Origin of the sequence: Klebsiella sp. 64, from assembly GCF_018223915.1 — a bacterium.
Classification (GTDB): domain Bacteria; phylum Pseudomonadota; class Gammaproteobacteria; order Enterobacterales; family Enterobacteriaceae; genus Klebsiella; species Klebsiella pneumoniae.
Genome location: NZ_JAGRQZ010000016.1, coordinates 56138 through 80048 on the forward strand (window position 1 = coordinate 56138; position 23911 = coordinate 80048).

Sequence of the window (23911 nt, forward strand, 5' to 3'; positions counted from 1 at the left end):
CTATGCTGAACGCCATTCACATCGCGAGGATCCCATGACACGCTTTCTTCTCTGCAGCTTTGCCCTGGTTCTGCTCTACCCCTCCGGCATCGATATGTATCTGGTCGGCCTGCCGCGTATTGCTCAGGACCTGGGGGCCAGCGAGGCGCAATTACATATCGCCTTCTCGGTCTATCTGGCCGGTATGGCCTCCGCGATGCTGTTTGCTGGCCGCATCGCCGACCGCTCGGGGCGTAAGCCTGTCGCTATTGTAGGTGCAGCGATCTTTGTTATCGCCTCCCTGCTCTGCGCCCAGGCGCATACCAGCAGCCACTTCCTCATCGGACGCTTTATCCAGGGGATCGGCGCCGGCAGCTGCTACGTGGTGGCTTTCGCTATCCTGCGCGATACGCTGGACGACCGTCGCCGCGCCAAGGTGCTGTCGTTGCTCAACGGCATCACCTGCATTATCCCCGTCCTGGCGCCGGTGCTTGGCCACCTGATTATGCTGAAATATCCGTGGCAGAGCCTGTTCTACACGATGACCGGCATGGGCGTCATGATCGCTGTGCTGTCGGTCTTTATCCTGCGTGAAACGCGGCCGACGGCGCCTCCGCAGGCAGCGTCACCGCAGCATGACGCTGGCGAATCGCTGTTGAACCGCTTTTTCCTCAGCCGCTTACTCATTACCACCCTCAGCGTGACGGTGATCCTGACCTACGTTAACGTCTCGCCGGTACTAATGATGGAAGAGATGGGGTTCGACCGGGGAACTTACTCAATGGCGATGGCTCTGATGGCGATGATCAGCATGGCGGTCTCCTTCTCAACGCCGTTCGCCCTGTCGCTGTTTAATCCCCGCACCTTAATGCTGACCTCACAGGTGCTGTTTCTGGCGGCAGGCGTGACGCTGAGCCTCGCCACTCGCCAGGCCGTCACCCTGATCGGGCTGGGCATGATTTGCGCCGGCTTCTCCGTTGGGTTCGGCGTCGCGATGAGCCAGGCGCTGGGGCCGTTCACGCTGCGCGCGGGCGTCGCCAGCTCGGTCCTCGGCATCGCGCAGGTGTGCGGTTCATCGCTGTGGATTTGGCTCGCCGCCATCATCGGACTCAGCGCAATGAATATGCTGATCGGGATACTCATTGCCTGTAGCATAGTGAGGCTTGTTTTGTTACTGGTCGTCACCCCGCCGCGGGTTGCGCAATACGATGAAGAAGCCGCTGTCGAGTCTTGATCTTAATTTACTCCTCTGCCTGCAGCTCCTGACCCAGGAGCTCAGCGTTACCCGTACGGCGAAGCGGATGAACGTTTCGCCGTCAGCGGTGAGCAAGTCGCTGGCCAAACTGCGCGCCTGGTTTGACGATCCGCTGTTTGTGAAAACCCCGCTGGGCCTGGCGCCCACGCCGCTGGTCAGCAGCATGGAGCAGGATCTGGCGGACTGGATGCAGATGGGCAACCAAATCCTCGATAAACCGCACCATACCATGCCCAGCGGCCTCAAATTCGAACTGGCGGCGGAAGCGCCGCTGCTGATGATCCTGTTTAACACCCTCTCTCAGCGCATCTATCAGCGCTATCCGCAGGCATTGATTCGTTTGCGCAACTGGGACTACGACTCCCTGGACGCCATCATCCGCGGTGAGGTGGATATCGGCTTCTGCGGACGCGAAAGCCATCCGCAGTCGCGTGAGCTGCTGAGCCTGCTGCCGTGGTATATCGATTTTGATGTACTGTTCACCGACCTACCGCAGGTCTGGCTGCGCGCCGATCATCCGGCGCTCAGGGAAGAGTGGGATCTGGCGGCATTCTTACGCTATCCGCATATCACTATCTGCTGGGAACAACGCGATACCTGGGCCCTGGACGACGTGCTGCAGGAGCTGGGGTATAAGCGTAACGTGGCGCTGACCGTGCCGGGGTTTGAGCAATCACTTTTTATGGCCGCTCAGCCGCAGCACACCATGCTGGCCACCGCGCCGCGCTACTGTCAGCACTATAATCAGCAGCACCAGCTGCCGCTCGTCTCCCGGCCGCTCCCCCTGGAGGCGCAGCATCTGGAAAAGCTGCGCGTTCCCTTCACCCTGCTATGGCATAAGCGCAACAGCTACAACCCGAAGCTTGTCTGGCTTAGAGATACGCTGAAAGCGCTCTATTCCGGTACGCTTTAAGCCTTGTTTCGTGCCCATAGCACCTTATTTGCGCAAGAATTTGTAAAATTCAAACAAATTCCCTTTTCAATGGGGGATTTCGGCATTAAAACCTGTTAATACCAGGCGATAATAGCGCCCGCAGTTTTATCCAGACCATTACTCACGGAGCGACGTATGGCAACGCATTTTGCAAGAGGGATACTCAGTACCGGGGAGCCGCTATCGACACGTTTGTCAGCGGCCTGTCATCAATCCGCACGTCTTCTCCCGACATATCGCCAGGCTCGCTTTTGCGCGTCGCGCTCGCTGCTTGCCGAGCTGCTGTTTATGCTTTACGGCATCAGCGAGCTGCCTGAAATCATCAACGAAGCGAATGGCCGACCGGTTTTTAGCGATCGCCAACTCCCCCGCTTTTCGATCGCTTATACTGGCAATATCGTTGGTGTTGCCCTCACCACCGAGGGGGATTGTGGCCTCGACATGGAACTGCAGCGCACTGTCCGCAGCCACGACGCCGACCGGCACAATTTCAGCAACAATGAGAATCTGTGGATTAACATACAGCATGATCCGGACGAAGCGCGCAGCCAGCTGGTAGCGCTGCGCCGCAGCGTGCTAAAGCTGACCGGCGAAGCATCAACGCAGCTGCAGCTGCTGCCCGGCTCTGGCCGCCTGCGCACCGCCGGCAGTCAGCCAATCGAAGCGGTATGTGACGCCGAATCGCTGCTGGTATGGTCCATTGCCGCAACCCCGAACATCGGCTCGCTGAAGGTCTGGGAATATGATGCTAAGGGAGGTGACTGGCGCAGCCTGGCGGATGCGCAGCAGCGCGCACGCGAACCGTCAGCCCGCCTGATGCGCTTTACCAGCTTACCCATGGAAAAAACCTTATCCCTCAATTGACCGGTCTTGCCGGCATCATGATCCAAAGGAGCAATCATGTCAGATACCTTGAAAGTGGTTACGTTACTCGGCAGCCTGCGTAAAGGGTCGTTTAATGGAATGGTCGCGCGCACCCTGCCCGGCATCGCGCCAGCGGGCATGGATATCTCCGCGCTGCCGTCGATCGGTGATATCCCGCTGTACGATGCTGATATGCAGGAGGAAGAAGGTTTTCCGCAGCGCGTGCAGGAGATTGCGCAACAGATCCGCGAGGCGGATGGGGTAGTGATAGTCACTCCAGAATATAACTATTCCGTGCCTGGCGGCCTGAAAAACGCCATCGACTGGCTGTCACGCCTGCCCGAGCAGCCGCTGTCCGGCAAACCGGTACTGATTCAGACCAGCTCAATGGGCGCCATCGGCGGTGCGCGCTGCCAGTATCATCTGCGGCAGATTCTGGTCTTCCTTGATGCGATGGTAATGAATAAACCGGAATTTATGGGCGGCGTCATCCAGAACAAAGTGGATCCGCAGGCGGGTGAAGTGGTCGATCAAAGCACCCTCGACCATCTGCGCGGCCAACTGACCGCTTTCGGCGACTATATTCGGCGGGTTAAAGCATAAAAAAAGCCCGGCAGCGATGCCGGGCTTTTTCATCATGCGTGCGGATTAATGTGCATCGATAAAGACAATTTTCAGCACGAACAGCAGCGAAACGATAATCACACACGGGCTGAGCTCGCGCAGCCGGCCGGTACCGATCTTCATCACGCAGTAAGAGATAAAGCCCAGGGCGATACCTTCGGTGATCGAGAAGCTAAACGGCATCATCACTGCGGTGATGAACGCAGGCACCGCCTCGGTCAGGTCGCTCCACTTCACGCGCGCGAGGCTGGAGGTCATCAGCACGCCGACGTATATCAGCGCGCCCGCGGCGGCATAGCCAGGAACCATCCCCGCCAGCGGAGAGAGGAAAATAACCAGCAGGAACAGGATACCAACGACAACGGCGGTCAGGCCGGTACGCCCGCCCACGGAAACGCCGGAAGAAGATTCGATATAGGCCGTCACCGACGAGGTACCGATGAAGGAGCCCGCCACCGACGAGACGCTATCGACAAACAGCGCTTGCTTCATGCGCGGGAATTTACCGTTGGCATCCGCGAGACCCGCTTTATCCGTCACGCCAATCAGCGTCCCGGAGGAGTCAAACAGGTTGACCAGCATAAAGGAGAAGATCACGCCGGCCAGGCCCAGGTTCAGGGAACCCGCCAGATCGACCTGACCAATCACCGAAGCCACGCTCGGCGGCGCCGAGACGATCCCGGTGTAATGCACGTCGCCCAGCATCCAGCCCAGCAGGGTGGTCACAACGATAGAGACCAGTACCGCGGCGTGAATGTTGCGCGACGCCAGAATCGCGATGATAAAGAAGCCCAGCACGCCCAGCAGTACGCTGTGGGAAGTCAAATGACCAATGCTGACCAGCGTTTCCGGATTGGCGACAATCACCCCGGCGTTTTTCAGGCCCATCATGCCGATAAACAGGCCGATACCGCTGGTGATACCTACACGCAGGCTAAGCGGAATATTGGCGATCATCCAGTAACGTACGCGGAAGATGGTCAGCAGCAGCAGGCCCACGGCGCCCCAGAAGATGGCGCCCATGCCCACCTGCCACGGCAGCCCCATCGCCTGCACCACCACAAAGGCGAAAAAGGCGTTCAGGCCCATCGCCGGCGCCAGGGCGACCGGCAGGTTCGCGAACAGACCCATCAGGATACTGCCGAAAGCGGCAATCAGACAGGTGGTCACAAACACGGCGCTGGTATCCATGCCCGCTACGCCAAGAATTTGTGGGTTAACAAAAACGATATACACCATCGTCAGGAACGTGGTGAAACCGGCGATGGCTTCGGTGCGCACCGTGGTGCCGTGCTCGCGCAGCTTAAATACGCGCTCCAGCAGACCCTGGCCAGAAGACTGGCTGGTTTGTTGTTGACTCATTATCGGTTTCCGAACGTAAGGAGGGAAAATTCGAGGCTATCCTATACCAAATTACGGCACCAGGCGCGGTTGTATGGTAATTTTTTTCATTTATTTTGCTTATACGGCAACGATTGCGTCGCGGCATTGAGCATTACGAAAACGTTAAACTTGTTAATATGGAAAGGCTATGACTCAACCAGAAGCAGTATTTTTTGACTGTGACGGCACGCTGGTCGACAGCGAGGTGATTTGCTCCCGCGCCTACGTTCACATGTTTCAGGAATTCGGCATTACGCTGGACCTCGCCGAGATTTTTAAGCGCTTCAAAGGTGTGAAGCTGTACGAAATTATCGACACCATCAACGCTGAGTATGGCGTTAATCTGCAAAAGGCCACCCTGGAGCCGATTTACCGGGCGGAGGTCGCTCGCCTGTTCGATAGCGAGCTGGAGGTGATTCCCGGAGCCCAGGCGCTGCTGGATGCGGTAAGCGTCCCGATGTGCGTGGTTTCCAATGGCCCAGTCAGTAAGATGCAGCACTCGCTCGGACGCACCGGCCTGCTGCGCCATTTCACTGACCGCTTGTACAGCGGCTACGATATTCAGCGCTGGAAGCCCGACCCGGCGCTGATGTTTCATGCGGCAGAGGCCATGCAGGTAAAAGCCGAAAACTGTATTCTGGTGGATGACTCCAGCGCCGGCGCTCAGTCGGGGATTGCCGCCGGCATGGAAGTGTTTTATTTCTGCGCCGATCCGCACAACCAGCCGATCGATCATCCCAAAGTGACGACCTTTACCGATCTGGCAGAGCTGCCGGCATTGTGGCAGGCGCGCGGCTGGGATATCACGCGTTAAGGGCCTGGTGAGCGGCACGTTGGCATCGATGCCCCCCCGCTATGCATCTGCGTAAGCGGGGAATAGAACTAGCGGCTTTTTATTGCTGCAATTCCGCCGCCGCCGCTTTATCGGCAATAATCACCAGTGAAGGGTGCAATTTGAGCACTGAAGCCGGCACCTGCACGCTGACCGGACCTTCCACCACTTGCTTTAACGCGTGCGCTTTTGCCGCACCGCTGACAATTAGCAATAAATTTTTCGCCGCCATCACGCTTCTCGGCCCCATGGTGACATAGCTGTTTGGTACTGCCGAGATATCCCCGCCCATCTCGCTGTTAGCGATAAGAGCAATCATTTCCCCATGAATCGGCACTTCGACCGTCTGATCATGAAAGCGGGTGGTATTCGGCAGGTTGCCGCAAAAATGGCCGTCGGCCCCCAGCCCCAGCACCATCAGATCCAGACCGCCAGCCTCTTCCAGCTGGCGATCGTGCTGAGCGGCGTTGTCCAGCGTCAGCTTGTGAATGTTCTCTTCTTTGATCTGCGCCGGGGTAAAAAACAGCTGGCGCAAATTAGATATCGTGACGCCTTCTCGCGACTGGCCGCGAAAAGGGATCTCATCGAAGTTGTAATAGTGCACCCGATCATAGAATGCTTTGCCTGTCACGGCGGCGGTCAAATGCTCATACATCCGCTTTGGCGTGCTCCCCGCCGTCACCGCCAGATTCACCCGCCGCGGCACCGTGATATAGCCCAGAACATGATGGCTGGCGACCAGGCTCATCTCTTCATAATCTTCGGTCACAATCATTTTCATCTTGTCGTCCTTCACAAGCACAAAACGGGGGCTGAAGGCCCCCTAAAGGTTATTTAAACAGTTTTTGCACAAACTCGGCGTAGGCCGGGCGCCAGACGTCCATTTCATGGTTCAGGCCGGGATACTGGTGGTAATCAAATTTAATCTGCTGTTTTTCCAGCTCGCTTTTCAGACCAGCAATGTCTTTACCGGTCACAGAATCTTTTTCCCCGACGACCACGGTAAAGTTACGCAGCTGCTTATTGATCGCGTCAGGCTGCTTCAGCTGCGCTTCCACGCCGGCATTCGGCACCGTGGTAGTCGTAACGCCGCTAAAGGTGGCGAGCCAGCCAAAGCTCTCCAGATGATTCATTCCGGAAACCAGCGCCTGATAACCGCCCTGCGAGAGGCCCGCCAGCGCCCGACCGTCGGCATCTTTACGCACGTTAAATCGGGCATCGATCAGCGGAATAATATCCTGCATGAGCTCTTTATCCGCCGCCTGCGCATTAAGTGGATAGAAGGTTTTGCGCCGCTCCTGCGGCGGGAAGTTTTCCGCGACCGCTTCCGGGATATCGGTTTCGGTATCCGGGACCACCACCAGCATCGGCTTAATCTTGCCCTCCGCCAGCAGGTTATCCATGATTTGCGGGATCCGCCCCTGATCGATGGCCGACAGGCCGCTGTCGCCAAAGCCATGATAGAAATAGAGCACCGGCAGCGGATCGCCGGTTCCGCTATAGCCCGGCGGCGTCCAGACATAGAGACGACGTTCGGCGTTCAGAGCCTTCGAGTGATAGGTGAGGGTGCGCAGATCGCCATGCGCAACCTCCCGATCGTCAAGAATACTGCCCGGCACCAGAATCAAACTGGTGTTCACCTGGCGCTGCGGCTTCTGATAGCGGCTGCCGGTATCTACCGAGCGGAAGCCATCCACATCGAAATAGTATTCATAGAGATTGGGCTTCATCGGCTCGCTTTTCCATGTCCAGACTCCGTCCGCTGCTTTGGTCATGTCGTGCGAGACAAAGGAGTCCGGCGTGGCGCCAGTCACTATCGAGACCCGCCGGGCATCAGGGGCAAACAAGCGGTAAGTGATACTCTTATCCGCGTTAACCTGGGTGATAAAGTGGCTCACCGGCAGGCTTGGGTCCGGCATCGCGGGTAATGGCGCCGCCTGGAGGGTAAACGCCGCGCCCGCCAGCGCCAGGGCGAAATAAATTGCATGTCGTTTCATCGTTGTTCCTCTTTCGTTGTGTCCGTTCAGTTATCGTCTCACCACCAGATTTCCGCCTGCGCCCCCACGGCAAACTGATCGTTCTTCCCGTCTTCAAAAATGCTGGTGGTATTATTCGCGGCCTTATCCAGGTCAATATCCTTCGCTTTAATATAGGTGGCATAGAAACGAATTTCCGGGCGCGAGGTCAGCATACTGGTATTGACTTTGAAGGTATGGAACAGCGTGGTCTTGTAGCCGGACTCGTTATATTTCTTGCCGGTAACATCTTTGTTTTGCTGTTTGAAGTACCCCAGCTCGACGCCGGTCTGGTTATATTTATCCCAGATATAAGCCGGTCGCAGAACCGTACGGATAGATTCAAAATCGGAGTGGGCTCCGGTTTCGTAGCTATAGACGTCGTTACCAAAAGAGTAGACGATGGCATTCGCCATAATAACGTCATCGCGTAAATAGGTTTCCCCCTGCGAGGTTAAGCGCACGGCGGTGCCATTGGTATGATCGCCATAATAGCGGCCATTAAAGGTGGTATAGGGGCTGGATCCGGCATAGCGTGAGAAGCTGCTGGCAATAGAATTATTGGCCAGTAAGAAAGAGAATTCGTTAAAGCCGCCGTTAGCAAATTTCTGCGTTAACGAGGTACCAGCCATCCAGGTATCTTTCCACGGATAATAACCTTCATTGCCCTCTTTATATTTCTCAGAGGAACTTTGGTTGGCGGCGACATAGCGTCCGCTAACCATCAGGCTGGCTTTATCCCACAGCGGAATCTCTTTGTAGCGAACGTCCAGGGTGTTGGTGTTAATTTGCTGCTTATTGCTTAAAGAACGGTCATAATCATCGACATCTTCGCGAATCAACGCGATATCGAATTTCCCGGCGCCCACCTGCCAGTTTTCCAGCCCTACGCCGGCCGCCGCATCGGTTCTCTGCGTTTTCCAGTCCAGCATCTGGATTTCAATTTTTGGCGCCCCGTGTTTGCCGACCCAGAAATCGGCTTCCGGCGCAAACGGCAGGAACCCTTTGGTGTTAACATACATATCCGAGAATTGAATGTAGTTTTCGCCGCCGGCATTGTCACCAAACCAGCCAGTGGAATACTGCTGGCCGACGTTCCCGTCGAGCATCACGATGGCGTCGACGCGTTTATCGCCTTCCTGAAACACCCGCTGCTTCAGCTGCAGATCGAACCAGCCGGAATATTCATTGCCCAGGCGGCCAAGCGAACCGATCGCCCATGATTTTGGCGAGCCGTGCGAGGCGGTCCCCCAGCCGGAACGGAAGTAGCCGTTATAGCTAAAGCCAATTTCATCTTTCACGAACTTGCTAAAGTCTTTCAGCGTCATCGCGCTGTAGGCTGGCGCGCCATCGGTGACAGGTTGTTGATTTTTAACCAGCACCGCATCCGGTTTAACCGCCGTTTTCGGCCCGGCGGTCGCCCCCCCGGTCTTGCGCTTCTGACCTTCCGCAGGAGGAGACCATGAGGCCCAAATCTGGTCTCTTTTTCTTTCCTGGTCCTGGTATTTTTTGAGCTCTTTTTGCGTGTCTTTGAGCGCTTTTTCCAGCAGCTCAAGCCGTTGTTCCACCGTCAACTGGCTCGCTAGCAGATTAGTTGAATAACAAAGTGGCGCCAGCAAGACTATCGCCGAAGCGATCCTGTTTTTTCTCATCATAATATTCCCTTATATAATCATTGGCGTAAATAAAACACGACAACAACCCTATTCCGTGCCGGTGCTAATAGCCGTATCCATACCGTTTGACGTCGCGACGGCTGTTATTTTTGCGGTTAGACAAAAACAAAAAAACCTGAAGAAGACCATCTGCCTTGGCAGATAATCCTCTTCAGGTTTTGCCCGCGCATCGCGGTAGCAACCCTCATTCAGCCATTATTGGCCCGCATAAAACAAAAAACCTGATATCGCCCCCAGGAGCAATATCAGGTTTTGCCTGCTGTCGCAGTCACAATCCGTTTAAACCATCCTGAGCGTTAAAACTCAGTGAGTGGCAGCTGATTGTTACGCGATAAAATGAATAACTCAAACGGGCAGATTGTTAATTGTGACGATAATCTCAGCAATCTCGCTGCCGCGGGGTAAAACATATCTAATTCTGATAAATCCATTTACCAGAATTAGACAGAATGATTATTACTCTTTCGGATCTTTGCCAGCGAGCAGTTTATCCAGCTCATCGCCGCCAACGTGACGGAAATCCTGACCTTTGACGAAGTAGAAAATATATTCGCAGATATTCTGGCAGCGGTCGCCGATACGCTCGATGGAGCGCGCGCAGAACAGCGCGGTCAGGACGCTGGGGATAGTGCGCGAGTCTTCCATCATGTAGGTCATCAGCTGACGCACGATGCCTTCATACTCCTGGTCGACTTTCTTATCTTCGCGATAGATACGTACCGCTTCGTCGAGATCCATACGCGCAAACGCATCCAGTACGTCATGCAGCATCTGCACCGTGTGGCGGCCCAGCGATTCGAGGCTCACCAGCAGCGGCTGGTGCTGCTGGGAAAACTTCTCCAGCGCGGTGCGGCAGATTTTATCCGCCACGTCGCCAATGCGTTCCAGCTCAGCGATAGTCTTGATGATCGCCATCACCAGGCGCAGGTCGCTGGCGGTAGGCTGGCGCTTGGCGATGATGCGCACGCACGCTTCATCGATAGCCACTTCCATCATGTTGACCTGCTTGTCGCCGTCGATGACGCGTTTCGCCAGATCGCTGTCCTGGTTATGCATGGCGGTGATGGCATCAGAGAGCTGCTGTTCCACCAGCCCACCCATGGTCATCACCTGGGTGCGGATATACTCCAGTTCAGCGTTGAACTGGCCGGAAATATGTTTGTTAAGATTTAGGTTGTCCATGGTGTCTCCTGATTGCCCAACTGGTGAGAGCCTGAAAGCACAAGGGCAAATCAACCGTAGCGGCCAGTAATATAATCTTCAGTTTGTTTCTTCGCGGGCTTAGTGAACAGGTCATCCGTGTTGCTGAACTCAATCAGCTCGCCAAGATACATAAATGCCGTATGGTCGGAGCAACGCGCAGCCTGCTGCATGTTGTGAGTCACGATAACGACGGTGTAGTCCTGTTTCAGCTCGGTGATCAGCTCTTCGATACGCCCGGTGGAGATCGGGTCCAGCGCGGAGCACGGCTCATCAAGCAGCAGCACTTCCGGGCGGATCGCGATACCGCGGGCAATGCACAGACGCTGCTGCTGACCACCGGAGAGAGAATACCCGCTCTGGTGCAGTTTATCTTTGGTTTCGTTCCATAATGCGGCTTTGGTCAGCGCCCACTGCACGCGCTCGTCCATATCGGCACGGGACAGCTTTTCAAACAGGCGCACGCCGAAGGCGATATTGTCGTATATGGACATCGGGAACGGCGTTGGTTTCTGGAACACCATGCCAACCTTAGCGCGCAGCAGGGCGATATCCTGGGTGTTAGTCAGAATGTTGTCGCCATCCAGCAGGATCTCACCTTCCGCGCGCTGCTCCGGATACAGTTCAAACATCTTGTTGAACGTGCGCAGCAGGGTGGATTTACCACAGCCTGACGGACCGATAAACGCCGTCACCTGGTTTTTGGTGATATCCAGGTTGATGTTCTTCAGGGCATGGAATTTGCCGTAGTAGAAGTTCAGGTTACGAACTGAAATCTTACCCGGAGCTGTATTCACCATACTCATCTCAATCTCTTCCTCATTCAGCGCAGCAGTTGCTGCGCCGCAAAAAATTAACCGTGTTTCTTCTTGGCGAAGATAACGCGCGCCAGGATGTTCAGCAGCAAGACGCACAGGGTGATAATCAACACCCCGGCCCATGCCAGTTGCTGCCACTCCGCAAACGGACTCATGGCAAATTTGAAAATGGTCACCGGCAGGTTAGCAATCGGCTGCATCATGTCGGTGCTCCAGAACTGGTTGGACAGCGCGGTGAACAGCAGCGGCGCCGTTTCCCCGGCGATACGGGCGATAGCCAGCAGGATCCCGGTCATAATCCCTGAGACGGAGGCTTTCAGGGTGATCGCCGAGATCATCTTCCACTTCGGCGTCCCCAGCGCATAGGCCGCTTCACGCAGGCTATCCGGCACCAGCTTCAGCATGTTTTCGGTGGTACGAATAACGATAGGCACCTGCAGCAGCGCCAGCGCGATAACGCCCGCCCAGCCCGAGAAGTGTTGCATCTGCGCCACCACGATGGTGTAGACGAACAGACCCACCACGATAGACGGCGCGGAAAGCAGAATGTCGTTGATAAAGCGGATGATTTCCGCCAGCACCGACTTGCGGCCATACTCCGCCAGATAAATTCCGGCGAGGATACCCAGCGGCGTACCAAATACGGTTGCCCACAGGATCAGCAGGCCGCTGCCGGCGAGGGCGTTAGCCAGTCCACCGCCCGCCGTATTCGGCGGCGGCGTCATTTCGGTGAACAGCGCCAGACTCATGCCGTCGAAACCGCGGGTTATCGTCGCCATCAGGATCCAGATAAGCCAGAACAAACCAAACGCCATGGTCGCCATCGACAGCGCCAGAGCGATACGGTTCTTCATGCGGCGTTTGGCCTGCATCTTGCGACGGGACTCCGCCAGTTCGGCGGTAGTTTGCAATTCAATGGTCGCCATTAGCGTGCCCCCTCATTCTTCGCGAGGCGCATAATCATAAACTTCGACGCGGCCAGAACGATAAAGGTGATAACGAACAGGATCAGGCCCAGCTCCATCAGCGCCGCCACGTGCAGGCCGGTTTCCGCTTCGGCGAACTCATTAGCCAGCGCGGAGGTAATACTGTTCCCCGGCATATACAACGAGATGCTGTCGAGCTGGTAGGTGTTGCCGATGATAAAGGTGACCGCCATGGTTTCACCCAGCGCGCGGCCCAGACCGAGCATCACCCCGCCGATCACCCCATTCTTGGTGAACGGTAAGACAATGCGCCAGATCACCTCCCAGGTGGTGCAGCCGATGCCATAGGCCGACTCTTTCATCATCACCGGGGTCTGTTCGAAAACATCGCGCATGACCGCGGCGATGTAAGGGATGATCATGATGGCCAGAATGACGCCAGCGGCGAGAATACCGATACCAAACGCCGGGCCGGCAAACAGCGCGCCGACGAACGGGATGGTCGACAGAACGTTGCCGACCGGCTCCTGGAAGTAAGTCGCAAACAGCGGGGCGAAAATAAACAGGCCCCACATGCCGTACACGATGCTCGGGATTGCCGCCAGCAGCTCAATCGCAATGCCCAGCGGACGCTTGAGCCAGGCGGGGGACAATTCTGTCAGAAACAGCGCGATGCCGAAGCTCACCGGAACGGCGATCAGCAGCGCGATAAAAGAGGTGACCAGGGTTCCGTAAATCGGGACCAGCGCGCCGAAGATCTCGTTAGGCGCATCCCACTCTTTGGTCCACAAAAAGGCAAAGCCAAACTTTTGAATGCTCGGCCAGGAAGAGATGATCAGGGAAACGATGATGCCGCCCAGCATCAATAGCACAATCAGCGCAGCCAGTTTTACCAGCGCACTGAAAATCATGTCACCCTTTTTCCCCGGAGGGGTAAATGCAGGCTTGGTTGCAGCCATAGATTACTCTTTACGTATTAAAACTTGTTCGAATAAATGCCCGGTGGCGTTGGCTCCCGGGCCTACAGTCTGAACCGTAGGGCGGGCAGCGCCTGAACGCCCCCGCCATCTTCGTCAAAAATCTACTGTTAGTACAGCGCTTTACCGCTGCTGTCTTTGACGTTGGTTTTCCATGCCGCGCGAACCTGCTCTACCACGCTTTCCGGCAGCGTCGCGTAATCCAGCGCATTCGCTTCTTTCCCGCCGTTTTTATACGCCCAGTCGAAGAACTTCAGCACTTCAGCGGTCTGTTCCGGCTTGTTCGTCGCCTTATGCACCAGGATGAAGGTGGTTGAGGTGATCGGCCATGCATTCTCGCCTTTCTGGTTGGTCAGGTCCTGAGCGAAAGACTTGCTCCAGTCAACGCCTTTTGCGGCGTTAGCGAAGTTGTCTTCAGTCGGGCTAACCGGCTTGCCGTCGGCAGAGACCAGTTTGGTGTAGGCCAGGTTGTTTTGCTTAGCGTAAGCGTATTCGACGTAACCAATCGAGCCCGGCAGACGCTGAACAAAGGCGGCGATACCATCGTTGCCTTTACCGCCCAGACCGGTTGGCCAGTTTACGGTAGAGCCGGCGCCGATTTTCGATTTCCACTCTTCATTCACTTTGGACAGGTAGCTGGTGAAAACGAAGGAGGTACCAGAACCATCGGCGCGGCGGACCACGGCGATGTTCTGCGACGGCAGCTTCAGGCCCGGGTTGAGCTTAGCGATCGCTTCGTCATCCCATTTTTTAATTTTACCCAGGTAGATATCACCGAGGGTTTTGCCATCCAGCACCAGCTCGCCAGATTTCACGCCAGGCAGGTTAACCGCCAGTACCACGCCGCCAATCACGGTGGGGAACTGGAACAGACCTTCCTGAGTCAGTTTGTCATCAGCCAGCGGAGCATCAGAAGCACCGAAATCAACGGTGTTGGCAATAATCTGCTTAACGCCACCAGAGGAACCAATACCCTGGTAGTTCACTTTATTGCCGGTTTCTTTCTGATAGGTATCAGCCCATTTGGCATACACCGGCGCAGGGAAAGTTGCGCCTGCGCCAGTCAGGCTTGCTGCTGCGAAGGCAGAGAAAGCGCTCATCGATAAGGTCGCGGCGACAACTGTTGCGACGGTGGTACGCATAACGTTCATAATGTCTCCTGCTGGGATTCGTAAATCATTGTTTCGAGGCTATGGTGAGCAAAATAGGTCAAAGAGGTGACAGTAAAATGTACGAATTATGACAGTTTTATGACATGCCGGGAGAGTGGATTTTACGCCAAATAATACGCTTATAACTCAGATGGTTATCTTTAATCATGACCGTGCAATGTCAAAATAATTTTCTTTTTATGACGGCGAAATCGGACCGTAAAACGATCGTTTGTCATCTACCGCCAGCCAAAATATTGCGCACGTAATCGATGGAAAACAGCAGGTGCAAATAAAAAGGGCCGCCGTCGGCAGCCCTTTGCAGGATAGGATGCTTTACTCAACCGTTACCGATTTCGCCAGGTTACGCGGCTGGTCAACGTCAGTGCCTTTGATCAGCGCGACGTGATAAGCCAACAGCTGCAGCGGAACCGTATAGAAGATAGGGGCGATGGTCTCTTCCACATGCGGCATCTCAATGATGTGCATGTTATCGCTACCGTTGAAGCCGGCTTCACCGTCGGCGAAGACGTATAGTTCACCGCCGCGGGCACGAACCTCTTCGATGTTGGATTTCAGTTTTTCCAGCAGTTCGTTGTTCGGCGCCACCACGATCACCGGCATTTCCGCATCAATCAGCGCCAGTGGGCCGTGCTTAAGCTCGCCCGCCGCATAGGCTTCCGCGTGAATGTAGGAGATCTCTTTCAGCTTCAGCGCCCCTTCCATAGCGATCGGATACTGATCGCCACGGCCAAGGAACAGCGCATGGTGCTTATCAGAGAAGCGCTCTGCCAGCTGCTCAATACGCTTGTCCTGGGAGAGCATCTGCTCGATACGGTTCGGCAGAGCCTGAAGGCCGTGCACGATATCATGCTCGATAGACGCATCCTGACCTTTCAGTCGCGCCAGTTTCGCCACCAGCATCAACAGCACGGTTAGCTGAGTGGTAAAGGCTTTGGTCGAGGCCACGCCGATTTCCGTTCCGGCTTTGGTCATCAGCGCCAGATCGGACTCGCGCACCAGCGACGAGCCCCGCACGTTGCAGATGGCCAGCGAGCCGAGATAGCCCAGCTCTTTCGACAGACGCAGCGCCGCCAGGGTATCGGCGGTTTCACCGGACTGGGAGAGGGTGATCATCAGGCTATTGCGACGCACCGCGGACTTGCGATAGCGGAATTCGGAGGCGATTTCCACATCGCACGGGACGCCGGCTAACGCTTCGAACCAGTAGCGGGAGACCATCCCGGAGTTATAGGAAGTCCCGCAGGCCACTATCTGAATATGTTCAACCTGAGCCAGCATTTCATTGGCGTTGGGCCCCAGTTCGCTGAGATCCACTTCGCCATGGCTGATGCGCCCGGTCAGGGTGTTCTTAATCGCGTTCGGCTGCTCGAAAATCTCTTTCTGCATATAGTGGCGGTAGATACCTTTATCGCCAGCGTCATACTGCAGATTGGATTCGATCTCCTGGCGCTTCACTTGCGCAGCGGACTTATCAAAAATCACCACCGAACGGCGAGTCACTTCCGCGATATCGCCTTCTTCGAGGAAGATGAAGCGGCGGGTAACTGGCAGCAATGCCAGCTGGTCGGAAGCGATAAAGTTTTCACCCATCCCCAGGCCAATTACCAGCGGGCTACCGGAGCGGGCCGCCAGCAGAGTTCCCGGGTCACGGGTATCCATGATCACCGTACCGTAAGCGCCGCGCAACTGCGGGATAGCGCGCAGGACGGCTTCACGCAAGGTACCGCCTTGCTCCAGCTCCCAGTGCACCAGATGGGCAATAACTTCGGTATCGGTCTCTGTGACGAAGACATAGCCGCGAGACTGCAGCAGGGCGCGCAGCGGCTCATGGTTTTCGATGATCCCATTATGGACCACCACAATGTGTTCAGAAACATGCGGATGCGCATTGCTCTCAGACGGTTCGCCGTGCGTCGCCCAACGTGTATGGGCGATCCCGGTACCACCGTGTAACGGTTGCTCTTCTACCGCCTGAGCCAGCATCTGAACTTTACCCAGGCGACGCACGCGGGTCATATGACCTTCGCTGTCGACCACTGCCAGACCGGCAGAGTCATAGCCACGGTATTCCAGACGACGTAAACCTTCGAGAAGGATTTCAGCAATATCACGCTGCGCGACTGCGCCAACAATTCCACACATAGTTAAATTTCCTGATAATGGCGATATGCCATGCGTTGTCGCTGACCTGTATTTGCCCGTTTTCCGGGCGCCCCGAGCCTTGTAGAGAGTGGGGTTATTGTTATGGTACTGCCTGCGGACGGGGATCTATGTTGACCCTCTCATCCTGGTTCGCCGGGAAAATTTCCCCGGCGATAATCCAAATTATTTCTTCTTCACCGGACGCTGCCAGCCCTGTTTGTGGACCTGCGGTACGCGGCTCAACACCAGCTCATTATCGGCGATATTGCGCGTAACGGTGGTGCCGGCGGCGATAGTAACGCCATTGCCTACCGTGACTGGCGCCACCAGCTGGGTATCCGAGCCGACAAAGACATCATCGCCAATAATCGTTTTATGCTTGTTCGCACCATCGTAGTTGCAGGTGATGGTGCCCGCGCCGATATTGACGTTATCGCCAATCTCCGCATCGCCCAGATAGGTCAGATGACCCGCCTTGGAGCCTTTCCCGAGACGCGCTTTTTTCATTTCCACGAAGTTACCAACGTGGGCGCCTTCCAGCAGTTCGGCGCCCGGGCGCAGACGGGCAAATGGACCGATGGTGCAGGCCGCCTGCAGCTGGGCATCTTCCACCACGCTGTAGGGGCTAATTTCGCAGTCATCGCCGATGGTGCTGTTTTTGATCACGCAGCCGGCGCCGATTTTCACTCGATCGCCCAGCACCACGTTGCCTTCCAGAATAACGTTAGTATCGATCTCTACATCGCGCCCGTGCTGCAGCGTACCGCGCAGATCGAAACGCGCCGGATCGCGCAGCATCACGCCCGCCAGCAGCAGCTTTTCCGCCTGCTCCGCCTGGTAGACGCGCTCCAGGCGCGCAAGCTGCAGGCGGTTGTTGACGCCTTCGACTTCGCTCAGGCGCTGCGGATGCACTGCGACGATCTGGTGTCCTTCCTGGTGCGCCATGGCGATGATATCGGTGATGTAGTATTCGCCCTGAGCGTTGTTATTGGTGAGTTTCGCCAGCCAGCGCTTTAGATCCGCTCCGCCGGCGATCAGGATCCCGGTGTTGATTTCCTGGATCTGGCGCTGGGCCTCGCTGGCATCTTTGTGCTCAACGATGCCCGTCACCTGGCCATTTTCACGGGTAATGCGGCCATAGCCGGTTGGGTCATCCAGCTTCACCGTTAACAGACCAATCCCACCCTGTGGTTTCGCGGCGCGCAGGCGCTGTAGCGTCTCAACGGAGATCAGCGGCACGTCGCCATAGAGCATCAGGATGTCTTCATCATCATTGAAGAATGGCGCCGCCTGCTGCATAGCGTGCCCGGTTCCGAGCTGCTCGGCCTGCAGCACCCAGTTCAGGTTGTCTTCATGCAGAGTCTGACGCAGCAGATCGCCGCCGTGGCCGTATACCAGGTGTACCGCACATGCGCCTAAATCGTTAGCGGCATCAATGACATGCTGCACCATTGGCTTCCCGGCCAGGGTATGAAGCACCTTAGGAAGATCGGAATACATGCGGGTCCCTTTGCCTGCAGCAAGGATAACCACGCTCATCGCACTATTTGACATACTCATCCTGACGGTAGTTAGAACGAAAAGTAAAAGCCTTTCACGTTGAAATTTCTACATATTTTTCATCATAAAACGAGACGTGGAGAAAACGTCCAGGCTCACTGTTTTACCCCATTTTATGACGCTATTTTTAACCACTGCAAATCAGTTTAACGCTGAAAAAGGAGGGCGGGGTGGAGAATCATTAACTATCTCACTGCTTTTGCTGTTTTTTCGCCACCTGAATAAAGCCGTAGCGGCAGGCGTTTATCAGCACCCACAGCGGGAAGAACCAGGATAAATATTCGCCAGTCGCTGGCGGGGGAGGGCGGTAAAGTGATGGATGCTATCCATAAAAAACGAAAGGCCACCTATCAGGTGACCTTCTTTTCCCGGTTTCACATCGCCAGTGTTGTCGTTTTGATGGGCGATACGTCGTGTCAGCGGGCGAGATAGCGCGGAGCTTAGAAGCTCAGGACGCTAAATTTAGCGATGATTTTATGGAACAGTTTCATGATGATTTCCTGACGCAGGTGCAGTTTATAACGCTCTTTTTTGTGATATACATCACATAAAAAGAGTTTACGCCTCATCATTTAACTAATCAATAACAATTAAGGGTGAATACTGTTTTCACTTCATCCGCTCGTCAGCAGCGGGCAATAAAAAAAGCCAGCCTGGAACCCAGACTGGCTTTTTACGTTCAAGCCGGTGTTACATCGCTTTTTTGGTCAACTCGATAACGCGCAGTTTAGCGATCGCTTTGGCCAGTTCCGCAGACGCCTGAGCGTAATCCACATCGCCGTGAGAGCTCTTAATGTGCTCTTCCGCTTTGCGTTTCGCTTCCAGCGCTCGCGCTTCGTCGAGGTCCTGACCGCGAATTGCGGTATCCGCCAGGACGGTCACGCTGCCAGGCTGCACTTCAAGAATGCCGCCGGACAGATAGATAAACTCTTCATGACCGTGCTGTTTAACGATGCGAATCATACCAGGCTTAATGGCGGTGAGCAGCGGCGCGTGGCCCGGGTAAATACCCAGTTCACCTTCGCTACCCGTTACCTGGATTTTTTCGACCAGACCAGAGAACATTTGTTGCTCTGCGCTGACGACGTCCAGGTGGTAAGTCATTGCCATATCACCCTCCGATTAAGGCGTTAAAGTTTTTTGGCTTTTTCCACGGCTTCGTCGATGGAACCGACCATGTAGAACGCCTGCTCTGGCAGGTGATCGTATTCGCCTTCCATGATGCCTTTAAAGCCACGGATGGTGTCTTTCAGCGCCACGTATTTGCCCGGAGAACCGGTAAAGACTTCTGCCACGAAGAACGGCTGGGACAGGAAGCGCTGGATCTTACGCGCGCGAGCTACCACCAGTTTGTCTTCTTCAGACAGTTCGTCCATACCGAGGATGGCGATAATGTCTTTCAGTTCCTGATAACGCTGCAGGATGGACTGAACGCCACGCGCGGTGTCGTAGTGTTCCTGACCAACAACCAGCGGATCCAGCTGACGGCTGGTGGAATCCAGCGGGTCAACGGCCGGGTAGATACCCAGGGATGCGATCTGACGGCTCAGTACTACGGTTGCATCTAAGTGAGCAAAGGTAGTGGCTGGGGATGGGTCAGTTAAGTCATCCGCCGGTACGTATACCGCCTGTACGGAGGTGATAGAACCGGTTTTGGTGGAGGTGATACGTTCCTGCAGAACGCCCATCTCTTCCGCCAGGGTCGGCTGATAACCTACCGCTGAAGGCATACGACCCAGCAGTGCGGATACTTCAGTACCGGCCAGGGTGTAACGATAGATGTTATCGACGAACAGCAGTACGTCACGACCTTCGTCACGGAATTTCTCAGCCATGGTCAGGCCGGTCAGCGCAACGCGCAGACGGTTTCCCGGCGGCTCGTTCATCTGGCCGTACACCAGGGATACTTTATCGATAACGTTGGAGTCGGTCATTTCGTGGTAGAAGTCGTTACCCTCACGAGTACGCTCACCTACGCCCGCAAACACAGAGTAACCGGAGTGCTCGATCGCGATGTTACGGATCAGCTCCATCATGTTTACAGTTTTACCTACACCCGCACCGCCGAACAGACCAACTTTACCGCCCTTCGCGAACGGACACATCAGGTCGATAACTTTGATGCCGGTTTCCAGCAGTTCCTGAGAGCTGGACAGCTCTTCATAGGACGGTGCCGCGCGGTGGATAGCCCAACGCTCTTCTTCGCCGATGTCGCCTTTCATGTCAACCGGTTGACCCAGTACGTTCATGATACGACCCAGCGTTGCTTTACCTACCGGGACTTCGATCGGGTGCTCGAGGTCTTTTACATCCAGACCGCGGCGCAGACCATCAGAAGAACCCATGGCGATGGTACGTACGATACCGCCGCCCAGCTGCTGCTGAACTTCCAGCACCAGAACTTCATTACCATTCTGTACCTCAAGGGCTTCGTACACGCGTGGTACGGCATCCTGAGGGAACTCGACGTCGACCACGGCGCCGATTACCTGGACAATCTTTCCAGTAGCCATCTTAAATCCTCTACGAAATAACCTGGTTAAACCGCGGCGGCCCCCGAGACGATCTCGGTGAGTTCCTGAGTAATGCTGGCCTGACGAGCTTTGTTGTATACCAACTGCAGCTCTTTAATCAGGCTGCCGCCATTATCGGTCGCGGCTTTCATCGCCACCATACGGGCGGCCTGCTCGCTGGCCAGGTTTTCAACCACGCCCTGATAAACCTGAGATTCGACGTAGCGGCGCAGGAGGGTATCCAGCAGCGCTTTCGGATCGGGCTCATACAGGTAATCCCAGGATTTACGTTTCAGATCAGCATCTTCTGATGCCGGTAACGGCAGCAGCTGAGTGATCGTCGGAACCTGAGACATGGTGTTAATAAATTTGTTGCTGACAACGTACAGCTTGTCCAGACGGCCTTCATCATAGGCCTGCAACATCACTTTTACCGGGCCGATCAGTTCGGACAGGGATGGGTTATCCCCCATACCGGTCACCTGTGCAACCACGTTGCCGCCCACGGAGTTAAAGAAAGAAACGCCCTTAGAGCCGATCATTGCGAGGTCGCACTGAACGCCTTTATCGGACCATGCTTTCATTTCCGCCAGCAGTTTCTTGAACAGGTTAATGTTCAAGCCGCCGCACAGACCACGGTCGGTCGACACCACCAGGTAGCCCACGCGCTTAACGTCGCGTTCTTCCAGGTAAGGGTGCTTATATTCCAGATTACCGTTCGCAAGGTGACCAATCACTTTGCGCATAGTATCTGCGTAAGGACGGCTGGCCGCCATGCGCTCCTGCGATTTACGCATTTTGGAAGCGGCGACCATCTCCATCGCTTTAGTGATCTTTTGCGTGTTCTGGACGCTTGCGATCTTACTACGTATCTCTTTTGCGCCGGCCATGAGCTTCTCCTCAATGCCTTGCGGCCTGCCCTAAGACAGACCGCCAGACGTTACCAGGACTGGGTTGCTTTGAAGGAATCGAGGATGCCTTTCAGCTTGCCTTCGATTTCGTCGTTATAGCCACCGGACTGGTTAATCTCTTGCATCAGCGGAGCGTGATCACGGTCGACGTAAGCCAGCAGAGCGGCTTCGAAGCTACCGATTTTCGCCAGTTCTACATCAGCCAGGTAACCACGTTCTGCTGCGAACAGAACCAGAGACTGCTGCGCGACGGACATCGGCGCATACTGTTTCTGTTTCAGCAGCTCGGTCACTTTCTGACCGTGGTCCAGCTGTTTGCGGGTTGCATCGTCAAGGTCGGATGCAAACTGGGAGAACGCCGCCAGTTCACGATACTGCGCCAGCGCGGTACGGATACCACCGGACAGTTTCTTCATGATCTTGGTCTGCGCTGCACCACCAACACGGGATACGGAGATACCCGGGTTAACCGCAGGACGAATACCGGCGTTAAACAGGTTGGTTTCCAGGAAGATCTGACCATCGGTAATAGAGATTACGTTGGTCGGAACGAATGCGGAAACGTCACCCGCCTGCGTTTCGATAATCGGCAGCGCGGTCAGAGAACCTGTTTTCCCTTTCACTTCACCTTTGGTGAAGGCTTCAACGTATTCGGCGTTAACACGCGCAGCACGCTCCAGCAGACGAGAGTGGAGGTAGAATACGTCGCCCGGGAACGCTTCACGTCCAGGCGGACGACGGAGCAGCAGGGAGATCTGGCGATAAGCAACAGCCTGTTTAGACAGATCATCGTAAACGATCAGCGCATCTTCACCGCGGTCGCGGAAGTATTCGCCCATTGCGCAACCAGCGTATGGCGCCAGGTATTGCAGTGCAGCAGATTCAGATGCAGTCGCTACCACTACGATGGTGTTAGCCAGCGCGCCGTGCTCTTCCAGTTTACGCACCACGTTAGAGATGGTGGACGCTTTCTGACCGATAGCGACATAGACGCACTTGATGCCGGAATCACGCTGGTTGATGATGGCATCGATAGCCAGCGCAGTTTTACCGGTCTGACGGTCGCCGATGATCAGTTCACGCTGACCACGACCGATTGGGATCATGGCGTCAACGGATTTGTAACCGGTCTGTACCGGCTGATCGACGGACTGACGTTCGATTACGCCCGGCGCGATCGCTTCAACGGCGGAGAAACCGTCGTTTTCCAGCGGACCTTTACCATCAATTGGCGCGCCCAGGGTGTTAACCACGCGGCCCAGCAGGCCACGGCCTACCGGAACTTCCAGGATACGGCCAGTACATTTCACCTTCATGCCTTCGGCGAGGTCAGCGTACGGACCCATTACCACCGCACCTACGGAGTCGCGCTCCAGGTTCAGTGCGATAGCGTAACGGTTACCCGGCAGGGAGATCATCTCGCCCTGCATACATTCGGCAAGGCCGTGGATGCGGATAACACCGTCACTTACAGAAACAATAGTACCTTCGTTATGAGCTTCGCTCACAACATTGAACTGAGCAATGCGCTGCTTGATCAGTTCGCTGATTTCGGTGGAATTCAGTTGCATGCTCCAGTCCCCTTAAGACTGCAAGACGTCTGCAAGGCGCTCAAGACGGCCGCGTACGCTGCCATCAATGACCATATCACCCGCACGGATGATAATACCTGCCATAACAGACTTATCGATTTTGCAATTCAGCTTAACTTTGCGTGACAGACGTTTTTCCATCGCGCTGACGATCCTGGCAAGCTGTTCATCACTCAGTTGGTTGGCAGATATTACTTCTACCTCTGCGATGGCCTCACTGGCCGCGCGCAGGTGAATGAATTGCTCAAGAACGTCCGGGAGCACCTTCAGACGATTATTTTCCGCCATCACCTTAATCAGGTTCTGGCCATTTTCGTCGAGTTGCTCGCCGCAGATAGCGATAAACGCTTCTGAGAGCGTTTCCGGCGCCAAAGCACCGGAGAGAAGCTCTGCCATTTGGTCGTTTTTGGTCACTTCGGCGGCAAACGCCAGCATATCCTGCCAGCGTTCAACACTGTTGTGTTCGACGGCAAAGTCAAAAGCTGCTTTGGCGTAGGGGCGAGCTACCGTTACAAATTCAGACATCAGCCCCTCC

General features: G+C 55.4%; 21 protein-coding genes. 5 read left to right on the top strand and 16 right to left on the bottom strand.

Annotation, left to right across the window (positions count from 1 at the left end):
- Window positions 1-34: 34 nt before the first annotated feature.
- The 4 genes from KHQ23_RS12500 to KHQ23_RS12515 all read left to right on the top strand — a co-directional run bounded on the left by KHQ23_RS12500 (window position 35) and on the right by KHQ23_RS12515 (window position 3635).
- Window positions 35-1213, top strand: coding sequence for an MFS transporter (locus KHQ23_RS12500; RefSeq protein ID WP_211776958.1), 1179 nt, complete (start codon window positions 35-37; stop codon window positions 1211-1213).
- Window positions 1188-2147 carry an HTH-type transcriptional regulator YidZ gene (gene yidZ, locus KHQ23_RS12505; protein ID WP_004211197.1) on the top strand — a complete coding sequence of 320 codons (960 nt, stop codon included), beginning with the start codon at window positions 1188-1190 and terminating at the stop codon, window positions 2145-2147. Before KHQ23_RS12500 ends, yidZ begins: the two co-directional genes overlap by 26 nt.
- Window positions 2148-2456: 309 nt before the next feature.
- The gene (locus KHQ23_RS12510) at window positions 2457-3032 is read left to right on the top strand and encodes a 4'-phosphopantetheinyl transferase superfamily protein (RefSeq protein WP_004145098.1); all 576 of its coding nucleotides are present in this window, start codon (window positions 2457-2459) and stop codon (window positions 3030-3032) included.
- A gap of 36 nt (window positions 3033-3068) precedes the next feature.
- Window positions 3069-3635 (top strand): NADPH-dependent FMN reductase, encoded by a 567-nt coding sequence (locus KHQ23_RS12515; protein WP_004151543.1) that lies wholly within the window; start codon window positions 3069-3071, stop codon window positions 3633-3635.
- Between the two features lie 45 nt (window positions 3636-3680).
- Here the strand turns inward: KHQ23_RS12515 and KHQ23_RS12520 are convergent, their stop codons facing one another.
- A complete protein-coding gene (locus KHQ23_RS12520; RefSeq protein WP_004145100.1) occupies window positions 3681-5018 on the bottom strand; it encodes an NCS2 family permease in 1338 nt (445 codons plus the stop codon).
- A 169-nt stretch (window positions 5019-5187) separates the two neighbouring features.
- Here KHQ23_RS12520 and yieH point away from each other — a divergent pair, with 169 nt between their 5' ends.
- Complete coding sequence (gene yieH / locus KHQ23_RS12525; RefSeq protein WP_004145102.1) at window positions 5188-5853, top strand: 6-phosphogluconate phosphatase; 666 nt, start codon at window positions 5188-5190, stop codon at window positions 5851-5853.
- 79 nt (window positions 5854-5932) lie between these two features.
- Here the strand turns inward: yieH and KHQ23_RS12530 are convergent, their stop codons facing one another.
- The 15 genes from KHQ23_RS12530 to atpH all read right to left on the bottom strand — a co-directional run bounded on the left by KHQ23_RS12530 (window position 5933) and on the right by atpH (window position 23901).
- Window positions 5933-6652, bottom strand: coding sequence for a glucosamine-6-phosphate deaminase (locus tag KHQ23_RS12530; protein ID WP_038992249.1), 720 nt, complete (start codon window positions 6650-6652; stop codon window positions 5933-5935).
- Between the two features lie 49 nt (window positions 6653-6701).
- Window positions 6702-7868, bottom strand: coding sequence for an alpha/beta hydrolase-fold protein (locus tag KHQ23_RS12535; protein WP_004145104.1), 1167 nt, complete (start codon window positions 7866-7868; stop codon window positions 6702-6704).
- Between the two features lie 38 nt (window positions 7869-7906).
- A complete protein-coding gene (locus KHQ23_RS12540) occupies window positions 7907-9541 on the bottom strand; it encodes a carbohydrate porin (RefSeq protein WP_004150305.1) in 1635 nt (544 codons plus the stop codon).
- Between the two features lie 477 nt (window positions 9542-10018).
- The gene (gene phoU, locus KHQ23_RS12545) at window positions 10019-10744 is read right to left on the bottom strand and encodes a phosphate signaling complex protein PhoU (protein WP_004145007.1); all 726 of its coding nucleotides are present in this window, start codon (window positions 10742-10744) and stop codon (window positions 10019-10021) included.
- A gap of 50 nt (window positions 10745-10794) precedes the next feature.
- Entirely contained in the window at window positions 10795-11568 is a 774-nt protein-coding gene (gene pstB, locus KHQ23_RS12550; protein WP_004145006.1) for a phosphate ABC transporter ATP-binding protein PstB, read from the bottom strand.
- A 47-nt stretch (window positions 11569-11615) separates the two neighbouring features.
- Window positions 11616-12506, bottom strand: a complete 891-nt coding sequence (gene pstA / locus KHQ23_RS12555) for a phosphate ABC transporter permease PstA (RefSeq protein ID WP_004151547.1) — start codon at window positions 12504-12506, stop codon at window positions 11616-11618.
- Window positions 12506-13465 carry a phosphate ABC transporter permease PstC gene (pstC, locus tag KHQ23_RS12560; RefSeq protein ID WP_004145004.1) on the bottom strand — a complete coding sequence of 320 codons (960 nt, stop codon included), beginning with the start codon at window positions 13463-13465 and terminating at the stop codon, window positions 12506-12508. Before pstC ends, pstA begins: the two co-directional genes overlap by 1 nt.
- Before the next feature lie 128 nt (window positions 13466-13593).
- Window positions 13594-14634, bottom strand: coding sequence for a phosphate ABC transporter substrate-binding protein PstS (gene pstS / locus KHQ23_RS12565; protein WP_004150308.1), 1041 nt, complete (start codon window positions 14632-14634; stop codon window positions 13594-13596).
- A 336-nt stretch (window positions 14635-14970) separates the two neighbouring features.
- Window positions 14971-16800 (bottom strand): glutamine--fructose-6-phosphate transaminase (isomerizing), encoded by a 1830-nt coding sequence (gene glmS, locus KHQ23_RS12570; RefSeq protein ID WP_032415838.1) that lies wholly within the window; start codon window positions 16798-16800, stop codon window positions 14971-14973.
- A 183-nt stretch (window positions 16801-16983) separates the two neighbouring features.
- Window positions 16984-18354, bottom strand: a complete 1371-nt coding sequence (gene glmU, locus KHQ23_RS12575) for a bifunctional UDP-N-acetylglucosamine diphosphorylase/glucosamine-1-phosphate N-acetyltransferase GlmU (protein ID WP_004173839.1) — start codon at window positions 18352-18354, stop codon at window positions 16984-16986.
- Window positions 18355-19050: 696 nt separating this feature from the next.
- Entirely contained in the window at window positions 19051-19470 is a 420-nt protein-coding gene (locus KHQ23_RS12580; protein ID WP_001251971.1) for a F0F1 ATP synthase subunit epsilon, read from the bottom strand.
- Window positions 19471-19490: 20 nt separating this feature from the next.
- A complete protein-coding gene (gene atpD, locus KHQ23_RS12585) occupies window positions 19491-20873 on the bottom strand; it encodes a F0F1 ATP synthase subunit beta (protein WP_004144997.1) in 1383 nt (460 codons plus the stop codon).
- A gap of 26 nt (window positions 20874-20899) precedes the next feature.
- On the bottom strand, window positions 20900-21763 hold the full coding sequence (atpG, locus tag KHQ23_RS12590; protein WP_004144996.1) for a F0F1 ATP synthase subunit gamma: 864 nt from the start codon (window positions 21761-21763) through the stop codon (window positions 20900-20902).
- 50 nt (window positions 21764-21813) lie between these two features.
- A complete protein-coding gene (atpA, locus tag KHQ23_RS12595; protein WP_004144995.1) occupies window positions 21814-23355 on the bottom strand; it encodes a F0F1 ATP synthase subunit alpha in 1542 nt (513 codons plus the stop codon).
- A gap of 12 nt (window positions 23356-23367) precedes the next feature.
- On the bottom strand, window positions 23368-23901 hold the full coding sequence (gene atpH, locus KHQ23_RS12600; protein WP_004144994.1) for a F0F1 ATP synthase subunit delta: 534 nt from the start codon (window positions 23899-23901) through the stop codon (window positions 23368-23370).
- Between the last annotated feature and the right edge of the window lie 10 nt (window positions 23902-23911).

Bases quoted from the DNA above. Each gene is read 5' to 3' on its own strand.
- KHQ23_RS12500 (WP_211776958.1), top strand. From the start codon at position 35: ATGACACGCTTTCTTCTCTGCAGCTTTGCCCTGGTTCTGCTCTACCCC.
- yidZ (WP_004211197.1), top strand. From the start codon at position 1,188: ATGAAGAAGCCGCTGTCGAGTCTTGATCTTAATTTACTCCTCTGCCTG.
- KHQ23_RS12510 (WP_004145098.1), top strand. From the start codon at position 2,457: ATGCTTTACGGCATCAGCGAGCTGCCTGAAATCATCAACGAAGCGAAT.
- KHQ23_RS12515 (WP_004151543.1), top strand. From the start codon at position 3,069: ATGTCAGATACCTTGAAAGTGGTTACGTTACTCGGCAGCCTGCGTAAA.
- KHQ23_RS12520 (WP_004145100.1), bottom strand. From the start codon at position 5,018: ATGAGTCAACAACAAACCAGCCAGTCTTCTGGCCAGGGTCTGCTGGAG.
- yieH (WP_004145102.1), top strand. From the start codon at position 5,188: ATGACTCAACCAGAAGCAGTATTTTTTGACTGTGACGGCACGCTGGTC.
- KHQ23_RS12530 (WP_038992249.1), bottom strand. From the start codon at position 6,652: ATGAAAATGATTGTGACCGAAGATTATGAAGAGATGAGCCTGGTCGCC.
- KHQ23_RS12535 (WP_004145104.1), bottom strand. From the start codon at position 7,868: ATGAAACGACATGCAATTTATTTCGCCCTGGCGCTGGCGGGCGCGGCG.
- KHQ23_RS12540 (WP_004150305.1), bottom strand. From the start codon at position 9,541: ATGATGAGAAAAAACAGGATCGCTTCGGCGATAGTCTTGCTGGCGCCA.
- phoU (WP_004145007.1), bottom strand. From the start codon at position 10,744: ATGGACAACCTAAATCTTAACAAACATATTTCCGGCCAGTTCAACGCT.
- pstB (WP_004145006.1), bottom strand. From the start codon at position 11,568: ATGAGTATGGTGAATACAGCTCCGGGTAAGATTTCAGTTCGTAACCTG.
- pstA (WP_004151547.1), bottom strand. From the start codon at position 12,506: ATGGCGACCATTGAATTGCAAACTACCGCCGAACTGGCGGAGTCCCGT.
- pstC (WP_004145004.1), bottom strand. From the start codon at position 13,465: ATGGCTGCAACCAAGCCTGCATTTACCCCTCCGGGGAAAAAGGGTGAC.
- pstS (WP_004150308.1), bottom strand. From the start codon at position 14,634: ATGAACGTTATGCGTACCACCGTCGCAACAGTTGTCGCCGCGACCTTA.
- glmS (WP_032415838.1), bottom strand. From the start codon at position 16,800: ATGTGTGGAATTGTTGGCGCAGTCGCGCAGCGTGATATTGCTGAAATC.
- glmU (WP_004173839.1), bottom strand. From the start codon at position 18,354: ATGTCAAATAGTGCGATGAGCGTGGTTATCCTTGCTGCAGGCAAAGGG.
- KHQ23_RS12580 (WP_001251971.1), bottom strand. From the start codon at position 19,470: ATGGCAATGACTTACCACCTGGACGTCGTCAGCGCAGAGCAACAAATG.
- atpD (WP_004144997.1), bottom strand. From the start codon at position 20,873: ATGGCTACTGGAAAGATTGTCCAGGTAATCGGCGCCGTGGTCGACGTC.
- atpG (WP_004144996.1), bottom strand. From the start codon at position 21,763: ATGGCCGGCGCAAAAGAGATACGTAGTAAGATCGCAAGCGTCCAGAAC.
- atpA (WP_004144995.1), bottom strand. From the start codon at position 23,355: ATGCAACTGAATTCCACCGAAATCAGCGAACTGATCAAGCAGCGCATT.
- atpH (WP_004144994.1), bottom strand. From the start codon at position 23,901: ATGTCTGAATTTGTAACGGTAGCTCGCCCCTACGCCAAAGCAGCTTTT.